This is a genomic window from Paenibacillus ihbetae, assembly GCF_002741055.1.
Lineage (GTDB): Bacteria > Bacillota > Bacilli > Paenibacillales > Paenibacillaceae > Paenibacillus_AQ > Paenibacillus_AQ ihbetae.
Genome location: NZ_CP016809.1, coordinates 994473 through 1015219 on the forward strand (window position 1 = coordinate 994473; position 20747 = coordinate 1015219).

At 53.4% G+C, this 20747-nt stretch carries 24 protein-coding genes; 2 read left to right on the plus strand and 22 right to left on the minus strand.

All coding sequences use genetic code 11. From position 1 onward, the window contains the following. Window positions 1-42: 42 nt before the first annotated feature. The 13 genes from spoIIIAG to BBD41_RS04715 all read right to left on the minus strand — a co-directional run bounded on the left by spoIIIAG (window position 43) and on the right by BBD41_RS04715 (window position 9638). A complete protein-coding gene (gene spoIIIAG, locus BBD41_RS04655) occupies window positions 43-684 on the minus strand; it encodes a stage III sporulation protein AG (protein WP_206098312.1) in 642 nt (213 codons plus the stop codon). Between the two features lie 14 nt (window positions 685-698). Then, window positions 699-1424 (minus strand): stage III sporulation protein AF, encoded by a 726-nt coding sequence (gene spoIIIAF, locus BBD41_RS04660; RefSeq protein ID WP_099476845.1) that lies wholly within the window; start codon window positions 1422-1424, stop codon window positions 699-701. 35 nt (window positions 1425-1459) lie between these two features. Then, complete coding sequence (gene spoIIIAE / locus BBD41_RS04665) at window positions 1460-2623, minus strand: stage III sporulation protein AE (RefSeq protein ID WP_099480467.1); 1164 nt, start codon at window positions 2621-2623, stop codon at window positions 1460-1462. Window positions 2624-2695: 72 nt separating this feature from the next. Then, entirely contained in the window at window positions 2696-3085 is a 390-nt protein-coding gene (spoIIIAD, locus tag BBD41_RS04670) for a stage III sporulation protein AD (protein ID WP_007129716.1), read from the minus strand. Between the two features lie 9 nt (window positions 3086-3094). After that, entirely contained in the window at window positions 3095-3298 is a 204-nt protein-coding gene (gene spoIIIAC, locus BBD41_RS04675; protein WP_007129715.1) for a stage III sporulation protein AC, read from the minus strand. Between the two features lie 15 nt (window positions 3299-3313). Then, entirely contained in the window at window positions 3314-3832 is a 519-nt protein-coding gene (gene spoIIIAB / locus BBD41_RS04680; RefSeq protein ID WP_077565342.1) for a stage III sporulation protein SpoIIIAB, read from the minus strand. Then, window positions 3825-4823: a stage III sporulation protein AA gene (spoIIIAA, locus tag BBD41_RS04685; RefSeq protein WP_077565341.1), complete on the minus strand. Its 999-nt coding sequence runs from the start codon at window positions 4821-4823 to the stop codon at window positions 3825-3827. The genes spoIIIAB and spoIIIAA overlap by 8 nt, the downstream gene beginning before the upstream one ends. A 104-nt stretch (window positions 4824-4927) precedes the next feature. Beyond that, window positions 4928-5194, minus strand: a complete 267-nt coding sequence (locus BBD41_RS04690) for a YqhV family protein (protein WP_077565340.1) — start codon at window positions 5192-5194, stop codon at window positions 4928-4930. 175 nt (window positions 5195-5369) lie between these two features. After that, window positions 5370-6623: an aspartate kinase gene (locus tag BBD41_RS04695; RefSeq protein WP_099476846.1), complete on the minus strand. Its 1254-nt coding sequence runs from the start codon at window positions 6621-6623 to the stop codon at window positions 5370-5372. A gap of 251 nt (window positions 6624-6874) precedes the next feature. Then, on the minus strand, window positions 6875-7432 hold the full coding sequence (gene efp / locus BBD41_RS04700) for an elongation factor P (protein ID WP_007129710.1): 558 nt from the start codon (window positions 7430-7432) through the stop codon (window positions 6875-6877). A 61-nt stretch (window positions 7433-7493) separates the two neighbouring features. Then, window positions 7494-8564, minus strand: coding sequence for a M24 family metallopeptidase (locus BBD41_RS04705; protein ID WP_077565338.1), 1071 nt, complete (start codon window positions 8562-8564; stop codon window positions 7494-7496). Window positions 8565-8616: 52 nt separating this feature from the next. Beyond that, complete coding sequence (gene aroQ, locus BBD41_RS04710) at window positions 8617-9063, minus strand: type II 3-dehydroquinate dehydratase (protein ID WP_077565337.1); 447 nt, start codon at window positions 9061-9063, stop codon at window positions 8617-8619. A gap of 77 nt (window positions 9064-9140) precedes the next feature. Next, entirely contained in the window at window positions 9141-9638 is a 498-nt protein-coding gene (locus BBD41_RS04715; protein WP_077565336.1) for a YqhR family membrane protein, read from the minus strand. A gap of 155 nt (window positions 9639-9793) precedes the next feature. On the opposite strand from BBD41_RS04715, the gene BBD41_RS04720 reads away from it, so the two are divergent. Together BBD41_RS04720 and BBD41_RS04725 are read left to right on the plus strand one after the other, a co-directional pair. Next, the gene (locus BBD41_RS04720; RefSeq protein WP_077565335.1) at window positions 9794-10786 is read left to right on the plus strand and encodes a DUF1385 domain-containing protein; all 993 of its coding nucleotides are present in this window, start codon (window positions 9794-9796) and stop codon (window positions 10784-10786) included. A 7-nt stretch (window positions 10787-10793) separates the two neighbouring features. Further along, a complete protein-coding gene (locus BBD41_RS04725; RefSeq protein ID WP_077565334.1) occupies window positions 10794-11126 on the plus strand; it encodes an MFS transporter in 333 nt (110 codons plus the stop codon). Between the two features lie 63 nt (window positions 11127-11189). On the opposite strand, the gene BBD41_RS04730 is transcribed toward BBD41_RS04725, so the two are convergent. The 9 genes from BBD41_RS04730 to BBD41_RS29740 all read right to left on the minus strand — a co-directional run bounded on the left by BBD41_RS04730 (window position 11190) and on the right by BBD41_RS29740 (window position 20543). Next, window positions 11190-12116, minus strand: a complete 927-nt coding sequence (locus BBD41_RS04730) for a patatin-like phospholipase family protein (RefSeq protein WP_077565333.1) — start codon at window positions 12114-12116, stop codon at window positions 11190-11192. A gap of 173 nt (window positions 12117-12289) precedes the next feature. Then, window positions 12290-13846: a family 10 glycosylhydrolase gene (locus BBD41_RS04735; RefSeq protein WP_077565332.1), complete on the minus strand. Its 1557-nt coding sequence runs from the start codon at window positions 13844-13846 to the stop codon at window positions 12290-12292. Between the two features lie 115 nt (window positions 13847-13961). Next, the gene (gene mntR / locus BBD41_RS04740; RefSeq protein ID WP_007129702.1) at window positions 13962-14387 is read right to left on the minus strand and encodes a transcriptional regulator MntR; all 426 of its coding nucleotides are present in this window, start codon (window positions 14385-14387) and stop codon (window positions 13962-13964) included. Window positions 14388-14543: 156 nt separating this feature from the next. Beyond that, the gene (locus BBD41_RS04745) at window positions 14544-15257 is read right to left on the minus strand and encodes a cytochrome c biogenesis CcdA family protein (protein ID WP_077565331.1); all 714 of its coding nucleotides are present in this window, start codon (window positions 15255-15257) and stop codon (window positions 14544-14546) included. Between the two features lie 16 nt (window positions 15258-15273). Then, entirely contained in the window at window positions 15274-16104 is an 831-nt protein-coding gene (locus BBD41_RS04750) for a metal ABC transporter permease (protein WP_189635992.1), read from the minus strand. 20 nt (window positions 16105-16124) lie between these two features. Next, window positions 16125-16874, minus strand: a complete 750-nt coding sequence (locus BBD41_RS04755; protein WP_077565329.1) for a metal ABC transporter ATP-binding protein — start codon at window positions 16872-16874, stop codon at window positions 16125-16127. 104 nt (window positions 16875-16978) lie between these two features. Continuing rightward, window positions 16979-18070 (minus strand): metal ABC transporter solute-binding protein, Zn/Mn family, encoded by a 1092-nt coding sequence (locus BBD41_RS04760; RefSeq protein ID WP_099476847.1) that lies wholly within the window; start codon window positions 18068-18070, stop codon window positions 16979-16981. A gap of 195 nt (window positions 18071-18265) precedes the next feature. Then, window positions 18266-20254, minus strand: a complete 1989-nt coding sequence (gene metG / locus BBD41_RS04765; protein WP_099476848.1) for a methionine--tRNA ligase — start codon at window positions 20252-20254, stop codon at window positions 18266-18268. 139 nt (window positions 20255-20393) lie between these two features. Beyond that, the gene (locus tag BBD41_RS29740; protein WP_157929273.1) at window positions 20394-20543 is read right to left on the minus strand and encodes a hypothetical protein; all 150 of its coding nucleotides are present in this window, start codon (window positions 20541-20543) and stop codon (window positions 20394-20396) included. Between the last annotated feature and the right edge of the window lie 204 nt (window positions 20544-20747).

The following is a 20747-nucleotide window of genomic DNA, read 5'->3' on the forward strand; positions in this document are numbered from 1 at the left end:
TTTGAGCCGCGAATGAATGGTCATCCGGGCGGTAAAACGCTGCTACTGCTTTCGCGGAACAACCGATATGCGGTGGGACGGTACATTGAGTCCCCGCTGGATCGCATCCACAATCAAGTTCTTGACGATCTCGTTCTCTGCTCCCTTGGCGACGACGAGCACTCCGCGAACCTGCGGTTTAATCCGCTTTGTGACGATCGGCGTTTCTTTGCCGGATGAATCATAAGTCACGATCTGGCCGTCGCGCTGGTAGCTCGTGACATGGCGCCTGCCGCCGTTGGCATCGGTCTCCTCGGTCAGCTCCTGGGTGTCCTTGATGTCCTTCTGAACGACAAGCTCCTCCGTGGATTCCACGGTGACCATGACATCGACGGCACCGACCCCTACGATTTGCTCCAGCATCGTCCGCGTCCGCATCTCGAAGTCCTGCTCGATGCTCTCGAACTCGCTGCTTCCGCCGGCAGGCTCGCTGCCCTGGCCGGTCGATGATACCGCCGCGGTTTCCGGCGGCTCGCGGCCGATATTTTCATGATCCAGCTTCTTTACGTTGACGAAGGAGTTGAACAGCATGATTGCGACGCCAATGAGTCCTAGTATTATCAGCCAGCGGAAGGTCTGCATTTTTTTGGCTCCGCCGGCGCCGCCGCCAAGCCACTGTTCAAGCCGCTTCAGCCATTTTCCCATCATCCTCACCTCCGTTATAACTTCTTGTCATCCTGTCCATGCTCCGGCAAATGTATCGTTATCAGATCCGGGTTAAGATCCCATCTCTGGCTGATGTATTTGACAATCTGTGCCTCTCGTGCTTTGTATTCTTTGCTTACGGCCTCTCGCCCTTGAGGCGGCTCCGCACGGCCCTTGTTGTCCGTTGTGCCGGACTCTATATTTACTTCAATCGTTTCGACAGGGGTTACCCCGATCGGCTCTTTCTCCTCTGCGCCCTCTTCGGAAACGGCAGCCTCGGATGGTGCGTTTAGCTTCACATCCACGGAGCGAATATCCGCTCCCGTGTACGAATTGCCCTCCGCCCGGGTTGCCGCCAGCACGACCTCGACCTCCTGCACCGCTTCTCCCGTCTCGGCTGCGATCTCCTCTTTCATGACGCGGGCAAGCTCGCTGCCTGCCCACTCCAGGCTCTGGCTCTGCTGCACATCCTTCAGCTTGTCGGCTTGGGCCAGAATGGATTCCAGCTGCATTTCCGGCGGGAGCCCTTTCTCCTGCCGCTCAAGCTCCTGCGCCAGCTGCTGCTCCGGCGGATCTGTCAGCAGGCGGATGATCGGGCTGAGCAGCGTAAGGAGGATGATCAGGCTCAGAACCAGCCGCGCGTACCGCTCCAACGCTTTCCCTGGAAGAATCAGGTCTACAAAAGCAGCGAAGAGCACGACCATGATGACATTTTTGAGCCAATCCGAAAGCCAGTCCATCGATTATCCCTCCTTGCGCTTGACCGGCAAGAGCGTCACCGCATCATGACCGTTATGTTGCCTGCGGTAAGCAGAATCGTAATCGCCAGGAAAAACATCATGCTCACGGCAGCCAGCGCGGCGAATACGTACAGCAGCGTCTTGCCGATCGCCTGCAGGCAGGTTGTGATCGGCGTGTCGCCCAGCGGCTGCATGACGGCCGCCGCCAGATTGTAGATCAAGGCGAGGGTCAAAATCTTGATCGCCGGAAAAGCGCAGAGAAACAAGATGATGATGACCCCTGCCAAACCGATTGAATTTTTAACGAGCAGCGATGCCGAGATCACGGTATCCGTTGCGTCCGCGAACATTTTTCCCACCACCGGGACGAAGTTGCCGGTGACGTACTTGGCCGTGCGGATCGTGACGCCGTCCGCCACGGAGCTCGTAATGCCCTGCACCGAGATGACGCCGAGGAAGACGGTCAGCATGACGCCCAGGAACCCCATCGCGATCCCCCGGAGCAAATTGCCGAGCTGGGTCAGCTTGTACTTTACCGACAGCGAGCTCACCAAGTGCAGAAGCGCCGAGAAGAAGAGCAGCGGAAATACGATGGTTCTAATGAGCGTTCCTACCGTATGTACCATGAAGATGACCAAGGGATGCGCAACCGATACGGTCACCACATTGCCCATCGATGCCATCAGGGCAAAGAGCAGCGGCAGCATCGCCATCATGAAGTCGATCATGCCGGTGATCGCGTCTTTGGCGTAGCCGATCGCAACGCTGAAGCTGTTGACCGCAATGACCAGCACCACCATGTAGCAGATCGTATACGCTACCCTGCTCACGGTGCCCTTCTCGAAGGCCGTCTGCAAATTTTCCAGGATCAGGCTCATGATACTCAGCATGATGATCGTAACTAGCAGCTTTCCGTTATATAGCACCTCATGCCAGAGATATTTTCCAAGCCCGGACATCATGCCTTTAAAGCTGAAGCCATCGCCGCCCGGCAGAAGCATATCCATCAGGGACGGCGTCCTGCCCTCGGGAAAGAACCCGCCGTAGTCCTTCATCAGCTGCTCCCAGTATTTCTCCACCTGCTCGGTCGGGAGCTGCTCCGTTTGCTCCGTTACCAGGTCTCCGGCAGGATTGTCGGCAGCGGTAGCCGTAGCGGCCGCAGGCGCTATGCTTATGAACATGCTCGACACCAGCAGCATGAGCTGCAGGATGATCAGCCTGTATAAACCGGTTTTACACGATCCTCCACCTGCCACGCCCCTCCCTCCTTATCAAGCCGGGAGGAGCTTCAGGACCGTCTCGATGATGATCCCGATAATCGGTACAGCGAGTACCAATATGAGCACTTTTCCCGCCAGTTCTATTTTGGAAGCGATCGATTCCTGACCGGCATCCCTTACGATTTGCGCCCCCATTTCCGCGATATAGGCTATCCCGATGATCTTCAGCACCGTTTTGAGATAGATCATCTGGACGCCGGAGTTCTCGGCCAAATCCTCCAGCATCCGGATCACGTCGCCGATCTTTCCGATCAGGAACAGGAAGATCATGACGGAAGTCGCCACGGCGAGAAGGAAAGCGAATAACGGCTTCTGGTCCTTGACGACCAGAATCAGTACGGTAGCGATTAGACCGAGGCCTACCACCTGGATAATTTCCATAAGGTCCACCTACTGGAATAGAAAAATACTTTTGATTTCCTTAAGCAGATCATCGAGCAGCCTGACGACCATAAACAGCACCACCACAAAACCGATGAGAGTCACCCAGTGTGCCATATCCTCTTTGCCCATCTGTTTCAGGACCGTATGAATCATGGCGATGATGATGCCGATCCCGGCGATCTGGAAGATGGCGTTGACTTCAATGTTCATTTCCTTGGCACCTCGCTAAAAGATCAAAATGACGATCAATGCTCCAATTAACAGCCCCAGACTCTTGCTCATTTTTTCATATTTCGCCTGGTCCTCCCTTGCCGCCTCTTCTTCATGCTTCAGCTGCTGGGCGGCCAGCGCAATATGCTTCATCTGGTCCTGCCTGTCACTGGTGCCAAGTACGCCGCTGAGCTGTTCCATCACTTCCCTTTCGGCGTTTCTCATGGAAGTCCGCTTCCAGTAATCCTCCAGAGCTTTGCGTATGCTGTCCTGAGCCGATAAGCCGTAATCCGGCCTCATATACTGCGCGGCTTGGGCAAACAAGGATTTCAGAGGGTCCCGGAGAGAGGCGCTGATTCGTTCCAGTGCGTCCGGAAGCGGCGTAAAGCCATAGCTGATCTCGGTTTCAAGCCGCTGTAGCGCCAATATCAGCTCCCGAAGCTGCCTTGGTCTGACCGCGAACTGCTGGGCCTGATAAAAGCCTGCCAGCGTTCCTGCACCAATGACGAGCAAAGCACCTATCAGTTTAAGCATAGGCATCACCGCCAGGCGGACCGCTGGCGGCGGACTGAAGCGTTCGCTGCCCTCCGTCATAGAGCTTGAAGGACCTCGTATCCCCGCTGCGGCTGAGCACCGCGTACATCTCGAACATTCGGTTCTCGATGAGTCCCGACAGCGCCGGCCGTCCGCGCATATCCTGAACGGATGAGCCGTGCGCCGTGGCGATGACGCTGATGCCGGCATGGAGCGCCTCGACGACCGCCTCCGCATCTTCGGCCCTGCCGATCTCGTCCACGATGAGCACATCCGGCGACATGGATCTGATCATCATCATCATGCCCTCGGCTTTGGGACAGCCGTCCAGCACGTCCGTCCTTGGACCGACGTCGAACCCGGGAACTCCCCGCTGGCAGCCGGCGATTTCGGAGCGTTCGTCCACAATGCCCACTTTCATGCCGGGCCAGCGAACGGCGCCTGCCCCCCACTGGCCGTAGCTGATCTGACGGGCCAGATCCCGAAGCAGCGTTGTCTTTCCATGCTGAGGCGGGGAGAGGATCAAGGTGTGCATGACGCGCTTGCGTTTGCGATCCAGCAGATGCGGGAGCATCTCGTCGGCCGCCCCGCGAATCTCTTTGGCAATCCGCACATTAAAGCCGCTGATATCCCGAATATGCTCCACCTTCCCGCCGCTGAGAACCGTACGCCCGGCCAGACCGACCCGGTGCCCGCCGGGGATGGTTATGAATCCTTTCCGCAGTTCCTCTTCCATGGTGTAAAGGGAATGATTACTGATCAGATCCAGCAGCCTGTGTGTATCCTCCCGTGTCGGCTTGTACGCCTCCTCCGGCCGCAGCGTCAATCCGCCTCTGCGATCCAGGAAGTGGTATCTGCCCTGCGAGTTGATTTCGAGAGGGCGCTCCTCCCGGATTCGCACCTCCTCCACTTGCTCCAGCAGCTCACTCGGCAGGTTCAGCAGCATTCGTTTGACGGATTCGGGAAACAGCCCCAGCCAATTCAGAGTCATATCAATTTCCCCCAAGTTGTCCTTTTTTTGAAAATCTGCCTTCTGTTAAAAAGATTTCTTATCCCATGTGTATGCTTGTACCCCGCATTTATGACGGGAATCTATCATTTTTTCAAGACTCCGTATAAGAGGCAGGTTACCCCGCACAATATCCAGCCGATCTTCCCCCATGACAGCTTATCCGCCATGCCTACAAGCCCGATTGTCGTGGTAAGGATCAGAATGAGCGGGCCGGTAAACGCTAGCGCGGAATTGACGGCGAGCGCCTTATCTACTTGGTTCAGGCGAAGCATGACAATCGCAGCCACGATCTCGAGGCTGCCCGAGAACAGCCGAAGCGTTGCCATGCTGGCGACGAACTTGTCCAGCATAAAAATTTTCCCTCCTTCTTCCATAGTGTGATGATTAAAAATATGCATGCATCACCGAATTTATCTCTATTTTTTTATTTCATAGACACGATTCTCACAACAAAAAAAAGACTGCCCCGGGCATTTGCCCTTGAGACAGTCTTTGCTCTATGAACAGCACTAGAATGATATGAACTTAACGGCGAACTTGCGGGCCTCCGATGCTGGCCTGCTGGTCGGTGTCCAGTCCGTACGCCGTATGAAGTGCTTGAACGACGCCTTCGAGATTACTTCCGTCGATCACACAGGATACTTTGATCTCCGAGGTGCTGACCATCTTGATGCTGACCCCTTGACGGGAGATCACGTCAAACATCTGGGCGGCAACGCCAGGATGGCTTACCATGCCTGCGCCTACGATCGATACCTTCACCAGATTGTCCTCGGAGGTTACGTCGCGGTACGGCAGCTCGCCGCGGATCCGTTCGATGACGGACAGCGCACGCTCCCGGTCATGCAGGGATACGGTGAAGGAGAAATCTGCTTCCCCGTTCTGGACGCCGCTTTGTACGATGATATCCACGTCGATCCCTTCTTTGGCCAGTTCTCCGAACACCTGCGCCAGAATGCCCGGGGTATCGGCTACTCCCAAAATGCTGATTCTGGCCACGTTCTTATCAAATGCGATACCGCTGACGACTACACCTTGTTCCATGCTCGTTTCCTCCTTAACAACCGTTCCCTCGTTATGATTAAAGCTTGATCGGACAACAAGCTTCACTTGATTGTGCTTGGCGTATTCAACGGCCCGCGGATGAAGCACCGCTGCCCCGAGGTTCGCCAGCTCCAGCATTTCATCGTATGAAATTTCAGGGAGCTTCCGTGCGCATTTTACGACTCGCGGATCGGTAGAATATACGCCGTCCACATCCGTGTAGATTTCGCACACATCGGCCGAAATCGCTGCAGCCAGCGCCACCGCGGTCGTATCCGAGCCTCCGCGGCCGAGGGTCGTGATTTCGCCTTCTTCCGACATGCCCTGGAAGCCGGCGACGATGACGATATTACCGTCATCCAGCGCCTTGTGCACGCGCTCCGGAGATATATCGGTAATACGGGCTTTGCCGTGGACGGCTTCCGTCCGGAATCCGGCCTGCCAGCCCGTAAAAGATACAGCTTTGCGCCCCAGGCTGTGGATCGCCATCGAGAGGAGCGAGATCGAGATCTGCTCTCCTGTCGTTAACAGCATATCCATTTCCCGCGCGGGCGGGTTTTCATTTAATAGTTTAGCTTGATCAATCAGATCGTCGGTGGTATCCCCCATCGCGGATACAACAACAACGCACTGATGGCCTTCATCCTGTTTCTCTACAATTCGTGCGGCAACGCGCTTCATGCGTTCTGTATCCCCTACAGAGCTGCCTCCGAATTTCATGACGTACAATGACAATGCCTCTTTCACTCCCCACTTGATATCAGTATGTACCAGTGCATTGGTTCATGGTTTCTCACTTTAAAACAGTATAATACGAAAGTAACACCCTCCGTCAAGGCTTTCGTCTGAAAGATATCCCGCTCTGAACGCCATTCAATCTAGAAAATACAAAAAGAACTCCCGTACTTGACGTACAGGAGTCGCGTTGCAACAGAAGATATTGGCAGAGGCGGAGCGATTAGATCGTTTCGCCGATTAAGCCAGCCTTATGCGCGGGAGATGTATTTTCCTTCACGGGTATCGATCAGAAGCACATCGCCTTCGTTGATGAACAGCGGAACCTGCACATTGAGGCCTGTTTCCACCTTCGCATTTTTCGTAGCGCCTGTCGCTGTGTTACCTTTAATTCCCGGCTCGGTTTCCACTACCTTCAGCTCGACGCTGTTCGGCAGGTTGATCCCGAGAATTTCTCCCTGATAGCTGATGATGTTAACGTTCATGTTTTCCTTCAGGAAATTCAGTTCCCATTCCAGCTGCTCGCTGGTCAAGCTGAACTGGTCATAGGTTTCGTTATCCATGAACACATGCTCCTGTCCGCTTGCATACAAGTACTGCACGCCGCGGTTGTCGATTTGCGCGCGTCCGATCGTTTCGCCGGCACGGAACGTTTTTTCCACCGTGTTGCCGTTGCGCAAGTTCTTCAATTTGGAGCGTACGAAAGCGGCGCCTTTACCTGGCTTTACATGCTGAAAATCCAAAACGGTAAAAATATCGCCATCCACTTCTACGGTTAATCCTGTTTTAAAATCATTGACTGAAATCACTGAATTTCCCTCCTAAAGGATACGGTTTGATTAATTCTTGTTTGTTATAGCTTCTTTTCATTTAGAGCACGGTGTAATCTTTGGACGAGCTTGTCAATATTTGAATACCCGTTTCCGTGATTACGATATCATCTTCAATGCGCACGCCGCCGAGACCCGGCAGGTAAATGCCAGGCTCCACCGTAACGACCATGCCCGGCTTCAGAATATCGTCGCTCGCCTTGGACAGTCGCGGCGATTCATGAACCTCCATGCCCAGTCCATGTCCCGTGCTGTGCCCGAAATACTCGCCGTATCCGTACCGGGTAATGATGTCGCGCGCCAGCGCATCGGCCTCGCGTCCCGTCATGCCCGGCTTGATATGCGCAAGCGCATGCAGCTGCGCTTCGAGCACGATGTCGTAGATCTCCTTCAGCTTCGGATCGGGGCTGCCGAGGGCTACCGTCCGGGTCAAATCCGAGCAGTATCCATCCAGGAGCGCGCCAAAATCAAAGGTGACGAACTCATTGCCTTGAATCACCCGGTCGCTGGCAACGCCGTGGGGAAGCGCAGAGCGTTCCCCGGAAGCGACGATGGTGTCGAAGGAGGAGGAAGTCGCGCCGCGGCTGCGCATGAACATTTCCATCTCCAGATCGATTTCGCGCTCGGTTTTGCCCGCTTTCAGCAAGGTCAGCACATGGCTGAACGTTTCATCGGCCAAATCGGCAGCGCGCTGCATGATCTTCAATTCCTCGGCATCCTTGATGATACGGAGCTCCTCCACCAGTCCCGATACCGGAACGAGGCTGATCGGTGCAAGCTGCTCCGTATAACCGGAATATACTCCGTATGTAACATGGTCCTGCTCGAAACCGAGCGAGGCAATGCCTTCGGATTGAAGCAGTTCTTTTACGGTATCCATAACCTTCGCTCCGTGCTCAATGACCTTAAAGCCGGTCGCTTGCTGCGGAGCCTGCGTCATGTAACGGAAATCCGTCAGCAGATACGACTGTTCCTTCGTGATCAGCACATATCCTGCAGATCCCGTAAACCCTGTCAAATATCTGCGGTTGATCGGGCTTCCGATCAGCATGGCCGACAAGCCTTTGGCCTCGAGCTTCTCGCGCAGTCCTGCTACTCGTTTGCTGCTCATTGTTCCATCTCCTCTCACCCATGCCGGGATCAAAGCGGGTATCCTAACGCCGCTATGCCTCCCCGGTCTCCAGAATTTGTAAAAGGGCTGACAAGCCCAGCGTGTAGCTGGCCGCGCCGAAGCCCGCGATTTGACCGGCGGCAACAGGCGCAATGACGGAAGTATGACGGAATTCTTCCCTTGCATGAATGTTCGAAAGATGAACCTCCACGGTGGGAATCCGCGCCGAGCTGACCGCATCGCGCACAGCGTAGCTGTAATGCGTCAGCGCGCCCGGATTCAGCAGTATTCCATCCGCCTGCCCGATCGCTTCATGGATCCGGTCAATGATCGCACCCTCGTGGTTAGACTGAAAGAAGGTAATACCGATCCCCGCAGCATCCGCTTGCTTGCGCAAATTATCCTCGATCGCCTGCAGGCTGAGCGAACCGTATATCCCCGGTTCCCGGAAGCCGAGCAGGTTTAAATTCGGTCCGTTTATCACCCATATGGTTTTCATAGGGTTTCCCACCTTTTCGTCAAATAACCAAGTGCTATTTTACCATAGGCGGTATCGGATTGAGAAGTTTATTGTTTTTAACCCGTCACCTGCTTCGGCTCGCGCATCCGTTCGTCGGTAAATTCCTGGGCAGCCGTGTAACCGATAAAGAGTCCCCATAATAAAAAAATGCAAAACTCCGTTATGTTGGTATCCCACGTCAGCTTTTTAACCGGAGGCGTAAACCGGAGCCAAGGGTTGAGGGCAATATACAGCACGATCCACCAGATGACGCCGTAAATGATGCCGGGCCAGGGACCTTTGAGCTTGCGGAATAAAAACACATAAATCAGCGCAGCGATGACGGAGAATGCGATAAACGACAGCCAGCCCGCGATTTGCCCGGCCGCGGTGAGAAGAAACCCATGCTTGAAGAAAGGCTCCATCAGGAAGCCCGGCACCACCCTCGTGAATTTCAGCGTATAAAATATCCACCTTACCGCTCCCCAAATCAGCCCTGCGTAATACCCCAGCTCCAGGGCGTACAGAAACGGATTCGTCACCTTGTTGTCCTTTCGAAACTGATCTTCGGTCATGTTGAATCCTCCTTTGCTTGGTAGTTGATGCTCGTCTTCCCTTCTTTAGCAGATAGTATGCTCCGCTTCCCACCGGTCAATCCAACTAGAAATTACTTTCAAAATTCGATACAATAGTTAATAGAACGAAAAACATGTCAGGGAGGGTGAACTGGTTGTCCCAAAAGTCAACCCCGATCAGCTATGGAGGCCAAGCTGTAATCGAAGGCGTTATGTTCGGCGGCAAGCATGTCAATGTAACGGCCGTTCGTCGCAAGAATAACGAGATCAAGTTTCTAGAGGTGCCTCGCGAGGATAAGGAATGGGTACGGAAGCTGCGGAAGGTTCCGCTTCTTCGCGGCATCGTCAGTCTGATAGATTCAACCATCAAGGGCTCGAAGCATCTGAACTACTCCGCAGATGCATTCGCTGATGACAGCCTGGACCCGGAAGAGCGCGAGAAGCAGAAGGAGAAGGAAGAGTCCGGCTGGAGCCTGAGCATGATCATCGGCGTTGCCGCGGTCAGCGTGCTGTCCTTTATCGTCGGCAAGCTGCTCTTTACCCTCGTGCCGGTTTTTGTTGAAGATTTCTTATTTGGTAATACATTTGATAACTATATCGTGCATAACCTGATTGAAGGTATCATTAAATTGATCCTGCTTCTTGTCTACCTATGGGCGATCTCCCAGACGCCGGTCATCAAGCGGCTGTTCCAGTATCACGGTGCCGAGCACAAAGTGATCAGCGCATATGAGGCCGGTGAAGAGCTCACCGTCAAGAACGTGCAGAAGTATACGAGACTGCACTACCGTTGCGGCAGCAGCTTCATGATGCTGACCATCGTACTGGGTGTCGTTGTATATTCGATCGTCCCATGGGATACGATGACAGAACGGATTATCCAGCGAATCGCTCTTCTTCCGGTCGTGCTCGGCATATCATTTGAATTCTTGAAGCTTACCAACGCCATGCGGGATATTCCCGTCCTCCGTTTCCTCGGTTATCCCGGGCTGTGGCTGCAGCTGCTCACAACGAAGGAGCCGACGGACGATCAAGTCGAAGTATCCATCGCATCCTTTAACAGAATGCGTGAATTAGATGCCCAATACGAGAATGTTCCCGTGTCGCAATCTGTGACAGGAAGTGTGCTGGATCCCGCGAAAGGGTGATGAATCCATGAGAAGGCATGCGATCATTTTTTGGACGGCTATCGGGTTGGCCGCAGTAGGCGTTTTGGCCCTGCTGATTAGCCCGGGTACAAGGATGATGGTGCTGATTCCGGCCATCATCGTCGCAATCGTCTACTTGCTGTACAAGTTTCCGCCCCGCCGCTTTAACAAGCGTCCGAAGGTGAAGCCGTCCAAGCGAACCGCCGCCAAGCTGGCGCGCAAGAGCCACCCGGCAAGAAAAACAAGCCCCTCCGCTACACGCAAACAGTATCCGTTCCAGGTCATCGACGGTCAGAAGGGCAAGTCCGATCCTTCCGATGATCTACCGAAATATCACTGAAGCAAAAGCGCAGGTCCCAAGGCTACAGCCGCCTCGGAATCTGCGCTTTTTGTTTATAAGCCTCTATGACTGCTCCGGCTTCCATCTGGAGAAGAACTGCGTGCCTGCCGTCAAGCCTGAGTTGTACAGGTTCATGCTCTCTTCCTTGGTCAGGTGGAAATGGGTCGTCCCGATGCCGAGGGTCGGAATTTTGATGGTGCGGCTGCGGTTTTGCTGCTCGATATACCGCTCATCATGCGCCGACAGCATCGTCTCAAACATCGCCGTCAGCATGCTGAAGGGGCCGTCGATCTCATGCGGAGAATTGCTGTTCTTCCCCACCATCTGAAAGCCCAGCACCGGCAATGGCTTCGGACCTCCCTTCGATTCGCGATCGAACAGCCACAGCGGAAAATTGCTAAGAAGTCCCCCGTCTACGATATATACAAATTGCTCGGCGAACGCTTTCCCTTTAGCTGCTCTGCCAATGAGCCGAAGAATGACCGGATCGAAAAAATAGGGAATGCTGCAGCTCATCCGCACCGCTTTGGCCACCGGAAACGTCGCCGGATTAATGCCGTATTGGCGCAAATCGTCCGGCAGGACCAGCAGCCTGCCGTTCGTAATATCCGAAGCTACGATGTAAAGCTTTCCGGCCGGAATATCGGAGAAGGTGAATATGCCTTTGTCCAGCAGAATTTTTCGGATCCAGTTCTCCAGCGCTTCGCCTGAATACAGCCCCTTCTTGATCAACACCCTCAAAGCCGGTCCGATGATCTTTGCATTGAACACCGGTGCGCGCTGCAAAAAGGTATGAAATGGGGTCTCCTCGATGATCTGCCGGATTTCATCCGCACGGTACCCTGCTGCAAGCACGGACGCGACGATCGAGCCGGAGGACGTTCCGGCAACGCGGCTAAATTCGATCCCCGCCATTTCGGCTGCTTTGACAGCGCCGGCGAGAGAGATGCCCTTAACGCCTCCACCTTCAAAAACCGCATTGATCTGCATACAGAAAAATCCCCCGCCTCACATGGTCTAATGACTATGTATGAGGGCGGGGGATGTTTCATACCTGTAGGACGTGCGCCAAATCTTAATTATGAAGGTTGCTCAAAAGACGTCATCATTTGATCACGAAGTGAGTCCATAAATAGACCTTTTGAACGATCACTTATAACTTATCACTTATAATAGGATTGCAATTGCTCTTTAAAGCCTAACGGATTGCTTAAAATGTTCTCCGCACGGAAGAAGATGCTGCCTTTGATTTCAGAAAATCCTCGATTGTACTTCAACTGGTTGATGATTTCCGATGCGCTCTGCCATCCGACCTCGGACGTGCCGAGCTTGTATGGGGCATGACCGATCAGCAGATCGACGCCCGTGCCTTTCACCTCGTTCACCCACCAGTCTACCAGCTTATCGTAATCGACCGTCGCATTGCTCATGCTCCAGTAGATCTGCGGGGCAACATAATCGATCCAGCCGTTCTGGATCCAGGCTCGAACATCGGCATACATGCTGTCGTAGGCCGTCACGCCCGCCTTTGTATCGGACCCTGTCTTATCCACGGAGGCGTTTCTCCACACCCCGAACGGGCTGATGCCGAATTCGACGCCCGGCTTGGACTCGTGTATCGATTGGTCCAATGCAGCGACGAAATCATTAATGTTCGCCCGCCGCCAGTCGCCGATGTTCGTATAAGAACCATCATTGTACAAGCGGTACGCGGCATCGTCTTTAAAGGCCGTATTGGACGGATAAAAGTAATCGTCCAGATGAACCCCATCGATATCATAACGGTCAACCACTTCCATGATCGTATCAATGATATGCTGACGAGCATCCGGAATCCCCGGATTGATATATAACTGCTTGCCGGTGTTTACGATCCAATCCGGATGAGAAAGCGCGACATGGGACGGATCCAGCGACGCGGTCAACACGTCGGTGTTGGCCCGGAAGGGGTTAAACCACGCATGGAATTCCATATTCCGTTTGTGCGTCTCCTCGACCATGAATGCAACCGGATCATAGCCCGGGTCCGTGCCTTGTATACCGGTCAGTACCTTGGACCAAGGTACCAGCTCTGATGGATACAGTGCATCCCCGGCCGGCCGGACCTGAACGTATACGGTGTTAATGCCGACTTCCTGGAGAGAATCCAGGAGCTCGATATATTCTGCTTTTTGCTGTTCGCTCGTGCTCTTAGGCGACGGCCAGTCGAGATTAAATACCGTCGAAATCCAGGCTCCCCTTACTTCATCCACCGTCGAAACGGGCGGGGGAGCAACCACCGGGCCCGAGAAGAGCGAAATCCGCTGCGCCGATTGGTTCCACTCGACCTTCAAGCCGAGATTCTCGCTGATGAATCGGAGCGGTACCATGACGCGGTTCTGCTTGATCTGCACCGAAGCGTCCAGCGCAACCGCTGAACCATTCACCAATGCGGAGGTTTTGCCCGAGGTCAGCTGCAGGGTGTTGCCGTCTTTACGAATCGTTACCGTCCGTTTGGATTGTTCCCAAGCGACCGAAGCGCCAAGTCCTTCGCTGATGACCCGGGTCGGAACCATCGTCACATTCACTTTAGGCAGTATGTACGGGGATACGTCACTGTCCAGCTTCACGCCGTCCAGCTGTATGCTGATACCGGATGACTTCGCCTGTGCTGTAGAGACTACCGACGGGAGACATAATAGCAGCATCATTAATACTAGTAACCATCGCCGAAGCTTCATTCTATTAATCCTCCGAAAATATGAAATTTGCAGGTAATGCTAACCTATGAACCAAACATCTTTAATATGCCCATCAGTTTAAAAAGACATCTGTCACAAGCGGACAGATGCCCCATTACGATTCGCTAACCAGTTCGTTATGAATGTCCCGCAGCTCCTGCAGCCGGTTCTCGTCCCGCTTGAAATATTCGACAAGCGTTTCGATACGCGTAATGGAATCCCAGCTTAGATGATGCTCGATTCCTTCAACATCCCTATAAATATTTTCATCCTGAACACCGATCATTTCGAGGAATTCCTCGAGCAGATGGTGGCGCTCCATGAGCCGCTTGCCCATCTTCTTTCCTTTGCTGGTCAGTACCAAGCCGCGATATTTTTCATATATCAAATATTCGTCTTTGTCCAGCTTCTGAATCATTTTCGTGACGGATGAGGGGTGAACCTCCAAGCCTTCGGCAATATCCGAAACGCGCGCATATCCCTTCTCGTCAATCAGTTTGTAGATGCGCTCCAAATAATCCTCCATGCTAGGTGTCGGCATCTTCTTCCCTCTCTCTTCTATAATTACATAACCTGTACCAAAACCTCAATTTACCTGCTCTTGTAATGATACATGTTTTTTAGACCTGTTGGCAAGTCCTGGCCCCTGAATATCCCATTATTTACCACAACCCAAAACCCAGGAGCCAGACCGGCATTAAAACTTCAGCCATTCAGGCGTTATACTCTGCAGCCAAATTGTGATTCTGTACATCTGGTCCGTAAACAGCAGGATCCCCATCAGGATCATCAATATGCCGCCCACCTTCATCAAGATGCTGGAATATTTCAAAATCCACCGCGTCGATCCGATGAAAAAGGCAAGAATAAAGAACGGCACCGCAAAGCCTAGCGAGTAGGAGGTGATCAGCGGAAACCATGTGCCCGGATCCGAAGCGGCAAGCGCGATAATGGCCGTCAGAATCGGTCCGACGCAAGGCGACCAGCCTGCGGCAAATCCGATTCCGAACAGAAAGGTTCCTATGTATCCGGTCGGCTTGGATTTAAAGTTGAATTTCCGGTCTTTCATCAAAAATCGGGGCTGGAAAATGCCGACCAGCATAAGCCCCATGACAATGATTAACAGCGCGGACAGCTGGCGGATCAAGTCCTGGTACTCCATGAAGAACTCCCCGAACAGCCCCGCCCCCCATCCAAGGGTGTAATAAACGGCGGAGAACCCGAGAATGAACGCAAGGGTATGCGTCATCGTCCGGAAGCGGACCTCCTTGCGGTTCTGCTCATTCTTCAAATCATTGACCGACATGCCCGTGATGATGGATAAATAAGACGGATATAACGGCAAGCAGCATGGAGATATAAAGGATGCGAATCCGGCTGCAAATGCGATGCCGACGTTAATATCAGCCATTGAATACGAGACCCCCTTACGTCGTAAAACCCTTTTTGCCGACCAATGCGACGATGAGCAGGCCGATCAGCAGCAGTACAATCGTTGCTCCAGGCGCCAGATTAAATACGCCGGCCAGCATCAAGCCCCCGATGACGGCGATCTCCGAGATGACTACGGACAGAATGATCGAGCTCCGGAAGCTGCGTGCCAGCAGCAGGCTGATGGCGACGGGTATTGTCAGAAGCGCGGATACGAGCAGCGCCCCTACGATTTTGATCGCCGTGCTGACGACCAGTGCGGTCAAGACCGTAATCACCATGTTCATCATTTTGACCGGAAGTCCGCTGACGCTGGCAGCGTCCTCCTCAAAGCTTAGCAGGAAAAACTCCTTGAACAGCAGGAAGACAACCGCAATGACGATAACGGTAACGCCGCCAACCATGTAAATATCCGTCGTGTCCAAAGTGTAGATACTGCCGAACAAATAGCTCATGACATCCGTATTATAGCCCATTCCCAGCGTGAAGAACAGCGAGGCGAGCGCTACGCCGCCTGACATGATGATCGCAATGGACAGCTCGGCATAGCTCTTATACGCCTTTCGCAGCTTCTCAATCGCGAAGGATGCCGCAACCGCGAACACAAGCCCGGCAGCCAGCGGGTATACTTCAATCAGAAATCCGAGAGCAACGCCGGCTATCGTCACATGGGACAGCGTATCCCCGATCATGGACAGCCGGCGCAGCACTAGAAATATGCCGATGAGCGGTGCGGTGATGCCGATCAATACTCCCCCGACAAGCGCCCGCTGAAAAAAATCGCTTTGCAATATATCAAGCAATGACAACGTCTCCTTCTCTTGCATCCAATGAGTTAATACCTAATTTAAACGAGAGAATGCTGAAGATCCTCGATCTCGCAGTTTTCGATCTCATGGGAATGCCGAACGAAAAACTGGATTTTTCCGTTATGCGATACCGGCGATTCTCCCAAATAATCCTTCACCATATCGAGATCATGCGTGACCATCAGAAAGGTCATGTGGTGATGCGCATGCATATGGGTGATCAAGTCGAAAAAACCGGCCTGTGTCTCGGCGTCGATTCCGATCGTCGGCTCGTCCAATATGAGGAGATCCGGACGGTTGATCAGCGCGCGCGCCAGAAACACGCGCTGCTGCTGGCCGCCGGACAATGCGCCGATCCGCTTATCCGCAATATCCTGAATCCGCATAACCTCAAGGGCGTCCTCGCATTTGCGGTGGTCCTCGCGGCTGACGCGGCGGAACATCTTCTTGCGGTTATATAATCCCGAAAGAACGACCTCCCTGACGGTAGCAGGAAAGAGCGGATTGAATGCATTTTTCTGCGGCACATAGCCGATGCGCTCCCAGTCCCGGAATTTGCGGATCGGCTGGCCGAACAGCTCGATCGAGCCCTCCGCAGCCGGAAGCAGCCCGACGATCATCCGCAGCAAGGTCGTCTTGCCCGCTCCGTTCGAGCCGACGATGCCTACAAAATCCCGCTCTTTAATTGAGAAATTCAAGTCCTTAATCACCTTCTGATCCCGGTAATTAAAGGATACATTATTGATTTGTATAATCGTTTGGTGGCAATCCTGTGCTGCCGGTTCCATAACCTGGCCGCCTTTCTATCCATTAATTTGGAAATCTCAAATATACGCACTTCATCCCCTGTAATGACAGGAAGAAGAGGGGACTTAGGCTCCCCCCTTCTCTATTATTGTAAGGCCTTCTTTAGATTTTGCAAATTTTTCTCCATAATCGTGAAGTAGTTCTCTCCGTTCGCCGCCTGCTCCTTCGTCAATCCCTCTACCGGGTTTAACACAAGCGTCTCTACGCCGGCCTCACTTGCAAGCGTCTTGGCCAGCTTATCCGACACAAGCTCCTCGAAGAACACATAACGGAGTCCCTTTTCTTTTACCGTCTTCGTCAGATTCACGATATCCTGCGCGCGCGGCTCCGCATCAGGGGACAACCCCATGATCGCGTGCTGCGTTAACCCGTAGTCCCGGCATAAATATCCGAACGCTTGATGGGAGACGACGATGTCTTTCTTCGGCAGGCCGGACAATTGTTCGGTGAAATCTTGATCGAGCTTGGCAAGCTTATCCTTCAATGCTTCATAACGCTGTTCATACTGCGCTTTATGCTCCGGATCCGCATCGACCAGGCTGTTCTTGATATTTTCGGCCATGATCAAGGCTGACTTCGGGCTCACCCATGTATGAGGATCGGTATGATGGCTGCTTTCTTCGGCGGAACCCGACTCTCCGGCAGGCGCTTCCGCTGCTGCCTCATCATGACTGTGGTCATGCTCTTCTTCAGCCGACTCGTGACTATGATCATGCCCTTCCTCAGCTTCATGGCTGTGATCATGTCCGGCCTCGTGGCCGGCTCCATGATTATGACCGTCATCCCCCTCGGCATCAATCAGTTGAATGCCTTGGCTTACCTCGACGGCCTTCACTTCGGAATCTTTATTGAGTCCCTTGAGAAAGGAAGGTACCCAGCCTTCAAACCCGGCACCGTTATATAAAAACAACTGGGCCTTGGAGGCATTGACCATGTCCTGGCTTTTCGGCGTCCAATCATGCGGCTCGACTCCCGTCGGCAGCAAATTAACGACATTAACCTCTTCGCCGCCAATCTCCTTCGTAAATTCATATATCGGATAGAAGGTCGTTATAACATTGATTTTCCCTTCCACAATACTGCCGCCGGATTTACTGCCGCAGCCCGACACGATTAACAGTGCCGACAGCAATGCAGCCAATCCCCATGTCCACTTCGCTTTCTTGTTCCTGCTCACGTTTCTCTCACCCGCTCCGTTCTATCTAATCGTAATCTTTACTAACAAGATTATAAAAGAAGAAAAACGAGATTGTCAACTACATCGTAACCGTTACTATTAATTTTAGCTTATCTAGTTTCTTCCATAGAGAAAGGGCGTACCCGTTAACAGGGTACACCCTTCTAACCTTCTTCATTCAGTTCGAGCCGCTAATTATTTGACGATCGCTCCGTTTGGCATACTCTCCGGCACCGTTGCGAGCGTAAGCTGGTCGCCTTTCGAGGCAGCCAGAATCATGCCTTGGGACAGCTCACCTCTGAGCTTCACCGGCTTCAGGTTCGTCACGCAGATCACCTTCTGCCCGACCAGCTCCTCCGGCTTATAAAACTTCGCGATGCCCGACACGACTTGACGCTGTTCAAAGCCCAGATCGAGCTGCAGCTTCAGCAGCTTGTCGGCCTTCTTGACCGGCTCGGCTGCAACTACCTGTGCAACGCGAAGCTCGACTTTGGCGAAATCCTCAATGCCGATTTCCTCCTTCAGCTCCGGAGCCTCATCATCCGCCTTAGCCGAAGCTGCCGCCTTCGGATCGTTCTTGGCTTCCTCAGCAGCCTTTGCGCCGCCTGTCATCGCTTCCGCGATATAAGCGACCTCCTGCTCGGGATCGAGGCGAGGGAAGATCGGGTCGCCCTTCTGAAGCTTCGTTCCCGCCGGGATCGCGCCGAAGCCGCGGCCGCTATCCCACGAGGTCAGCTCGCCCTCCTCGAGACCGAGCTGCTCCCAGATTTTCTTCGGCGTCCGGGTCAGGAACGGCTGTAGCAGGATCGAGGCAACGCGCAGCGTCTCTACCAAATGGCTCATGACGGAAGCAAGCTCCTCGCGTTTGCTCTCATCCTTGGCCAGTGCCCACGGCTGGGTCTCATCGATATATTTATTGCTGCGGCTGACGAATTGGCTGATTGCCGTCAGGGCCACGGAGAACTCCATATTCTCCATAGCGGTCTCGACCTTATCATAGACCGCCTTAGCGGCTTCCTCGATGGAGGAATCGTAAGGAGTCACGCCTGCCTTGAAGGCCGGAACCTCACCATCGAAATATTTATATACCATCGCCACGGTCCGGTTCAGCAGATTGCCTAGGTCATTGGCCAGATCCGAGTTCACCCGCTCGACGAAGCTTTCCGGCGTGAACGTGCCGTCCGCCCCGAAAGGAACCTCGCGCAGCAAATAATATCGGAGCGAATCCAGGCCGTAGCGGTCGATCATCGTAACCGGGTCGACCACATTGCCTTTGGATTTGGACATTTTGCCATCCTTCATCAGCAGCCATCCGTGTGCGAACACTTTTTTCGGAAGCGGCAGATCCAGGGCCATCAGAATGATCGGCCAGTAGATCGTATGGAACCGGACGATCTCCTTGCTCATCAGATGTACATCCGCCGGCCAGTACCGATCAAACAGCGAGCTGTCCTCCGAGCCGTAGCCAAGCGCCGTGATATAGTTCAGGAGCGCATCGATCCATACGTAGATCACGTGCTTCGGGTCGCTCTTGACCTTGACGCCCCATTCGTAGGTTGTGCGGGAGACGGCCAGATCCTCAAGACCCGGCTTGATAAAGTTGTTGATCATTTCGTTCTTACGGGATACCGGCTGAATGAAATCCGGGTGCTCCTCATAATACTGCAGGAGTCGATCCACATATTTGCCCATCCGGAAGAAATAGCTTTCCTCCTTCACGAGCTCAACCGGCCGTCCGCAGTCCGGACAGTTGCCGTTTACCAGCTGCCGCTCCAGGAAGAACGATTCGCAAGGAGTACAGTACCAGCCCTCGTACTCGCCTTTGTAAATATCATCCTGCTTCAGCAGCCGCTCGAACACCTCCTGTACAACCGACGTATGGCGTTTCTCGGTTGTGCGGATGAAGTCCTCATTCGAAATGTCCAGCTTCGTCCAGAGATCCTTGATGCCTGCCACGATGTCATCAACGAACTGCTGCGGCGTCTTGCCGGCTTCGGCCGCCTTCCGCTCGATCTTCTGACCATGCTCATCCGTGCCCGTCAAATAACGGACATCGTATCCGCGCAGCCGCTTGTAGCGGGCCATCGCGTCACCGGCCACCGTTGTGTACGCATGTCCGATATGCAGCTTGTCGCTTGGATAGTAGATCGGGGTCGTAATATAAAATGTCTTCTTGTCTGTCATTGTGATCCTTCCTTTACCGTGATATGGAGATGCTCAAATCAACATAAAAAGCTCCCGTCCCAATGGGACGAGAGCATATCTCACGTGTTACCACCCAATTTCCCCGCAACCCTTACGGATTACAGGCTCATCTGCCGCTTCATTCGCGGACTGCCATTAACGCTGGCTCACGCCGCTCCTTTACGGCAGCCCGTTCTTCGACCAGCTGCACGCTCAAAAGCGGTTCCTCCAAGACCATTTTCCGAAACGCGCCAAGACCGGTTTGCAGCTTCCCCGGCTCTCTGGACATGGCGTCAGCTCTCGTACTTATCTCTTCATTGGAAATCATTATAAGAAGGTTGATCAAAAAGTCGTCTTTTGATCACGAAGTGAGACAAGAAGTAACTCGGCATTGAATCTTGAAAATCCCACTTTTTGATCTCGATTTATAGGTTGTATCCATTTTAATCAACCATGATAACGAGTGTCAAGGTGTATCTTGCCCTTGTAATCA

What these genes read in the sequence shown, in the direction of transcription:
- spoIIIAA (WP_077565341.1), bottom strand. Translation starts at nt 4,823, where the DNA reads ATGACTCTGAATTGGCTGGGGCTGTTTCCCGAATCCGTCAAACGAATG.
- spoIIIAC (WP_007129715.1), bottom strand. Translation starts at nt 3,298, where the DNA reads ATGAACATTGAAGTCAACGCCATCTTCCAGATCGCCGGGATCGGCATC.
- BBD41_RS04745 (WP_077565331.1), bottom strand. Translation starts at nt 15,257, where the DNA reads ATGGCTGATATTAACGTCGGCATCGCATTTGCAGCCGGATTCGCATCC.
- spoIIIAF (WP_099476845.1), bottom strand. Translation starts at nt 1,424, where the DNA reads ATGGACTGGCTTTCGGATTGGCTCAAAAATGTCATCATGGTCGTGCTC.
- BBD41_RS04755 (WP_077565329.1), bottom strand. Translation starts at nt 16,874, where the DNA reads ATGGAACCGGCAGCACAGGATTGCCACCAAACGATTATACAAATCAAT.
- BBD41_RS04690 (WP_077565340.1), bottom strand. Translation starts at nt 5,194, where the DNA reads ATGCTGGACAAGTTCGTCGCCAGCATGGCAACGCTTCGGCTGTTCTCG.
- spoIIIAE (WP_099480467.1), bottom strand. Translation starts at nt 2,623, where the DNA reads ATGCTGCTGGTGTCGAGCATGTTCATAAGCATAGCGCCTGCGGCCGCT.
- BBD41_RS04735 (WP_077565332.1), bottom strand. Translation starts at nt 13,846, where the DNA reads ATGAAGCTTCGGCGATGGTTACTAGTATTAATGATGCTGCTATTATGT.
- BBD41_RS04705 (WP_077565338.1), bottom strand. Translation starts at nt 8,564, where the DNA reads ATGAGCAGCAAACGAGTAGCAGGACTGCGCGAGAAGCTCGAGGCCAAA.
- spoIIIAB (WP_077565342.1), bottom strand. Translation starts at nt 3,832, where the DNA reads ATGCTTAAACTGATAGGTGCTTTGCTCGTCATTGGTGCAGGAACGCTG.
- mntR (WP_007129702.1), bottom strand. Translation starts at nt 14,387, where the DNA reads ATGCCGACACCTAGCATGGAGGATTATTTGGAGCGCATCTACAAACTG.
- metG (WP_099476848.1), bottom strand. Translation starts at nt 20,254, where the DNA reads ATGACAGACAAGAAGACATTTTATATTACGACCCCGATCTACTATCCA.
- spoIIIAD (WP_007129716.1), bottom strand. Translation starts at nt 3,085, where the DNA reads ATGGAAATTATCCAGGTGGTAGGCCTCGGTCTAATCGCTACCGTACTG.
- BBD41_RS04715 (WP_077565336.1), bottom strand. Translation starts at nt 9,638, where the DNA reads ATGACCGAAGATCAGTTTCGAAAGGACAACAAGGTGACGAATCCGTTT.
- BBD41_RS04730 (WP_077565333.1), bottom strand. Translation starts at nt 12,116, where the DNA reads ATGCAGATCAATGCGGTTTTTGAAGGTGGAGGCGTTAAGGGCATCTCT.
- BBD41_RS04725 (WP_077565334.1), top strand. Translation starts at nt 10,794, where the DNA reads ATGAGAAGGCATGCGATCATTTTTTGGACGGCTATCGGGTTGGCCGCA.
- spoIIIAG (WP_206098312.1), bottom strand. Translation starts at nt 684, where the DNA reads ATGGGAAAATGGCTGAAGCGGCTTGAACAGTGGCTTGGCGGCGGCGCC.
- BBD41_RS29740 (WP_157929273.1), bottom strand. Translation starts at nt 20,543, where the DNA reads ATGTCCAGAGAGCCGGGGAAGCTGCAAACCGGTCTTGGCGCGTTTCGG.
- BBD41_RS04750 (WP_189635992.1), bottom strand. Translation starts at nt 16,104, where the DNA reads ATGCAAGAGAAGGAGACGTTGTCATTGCTTGATATATTGCAAAGCGAT.
- aroQ (WP_077565337.1), bottom strand. Translation starts at nt 9,063, where the DNA reads ATGAAAACCATATGGGTGATAAACGGACCGAATTTAAACCTGCTCGGC.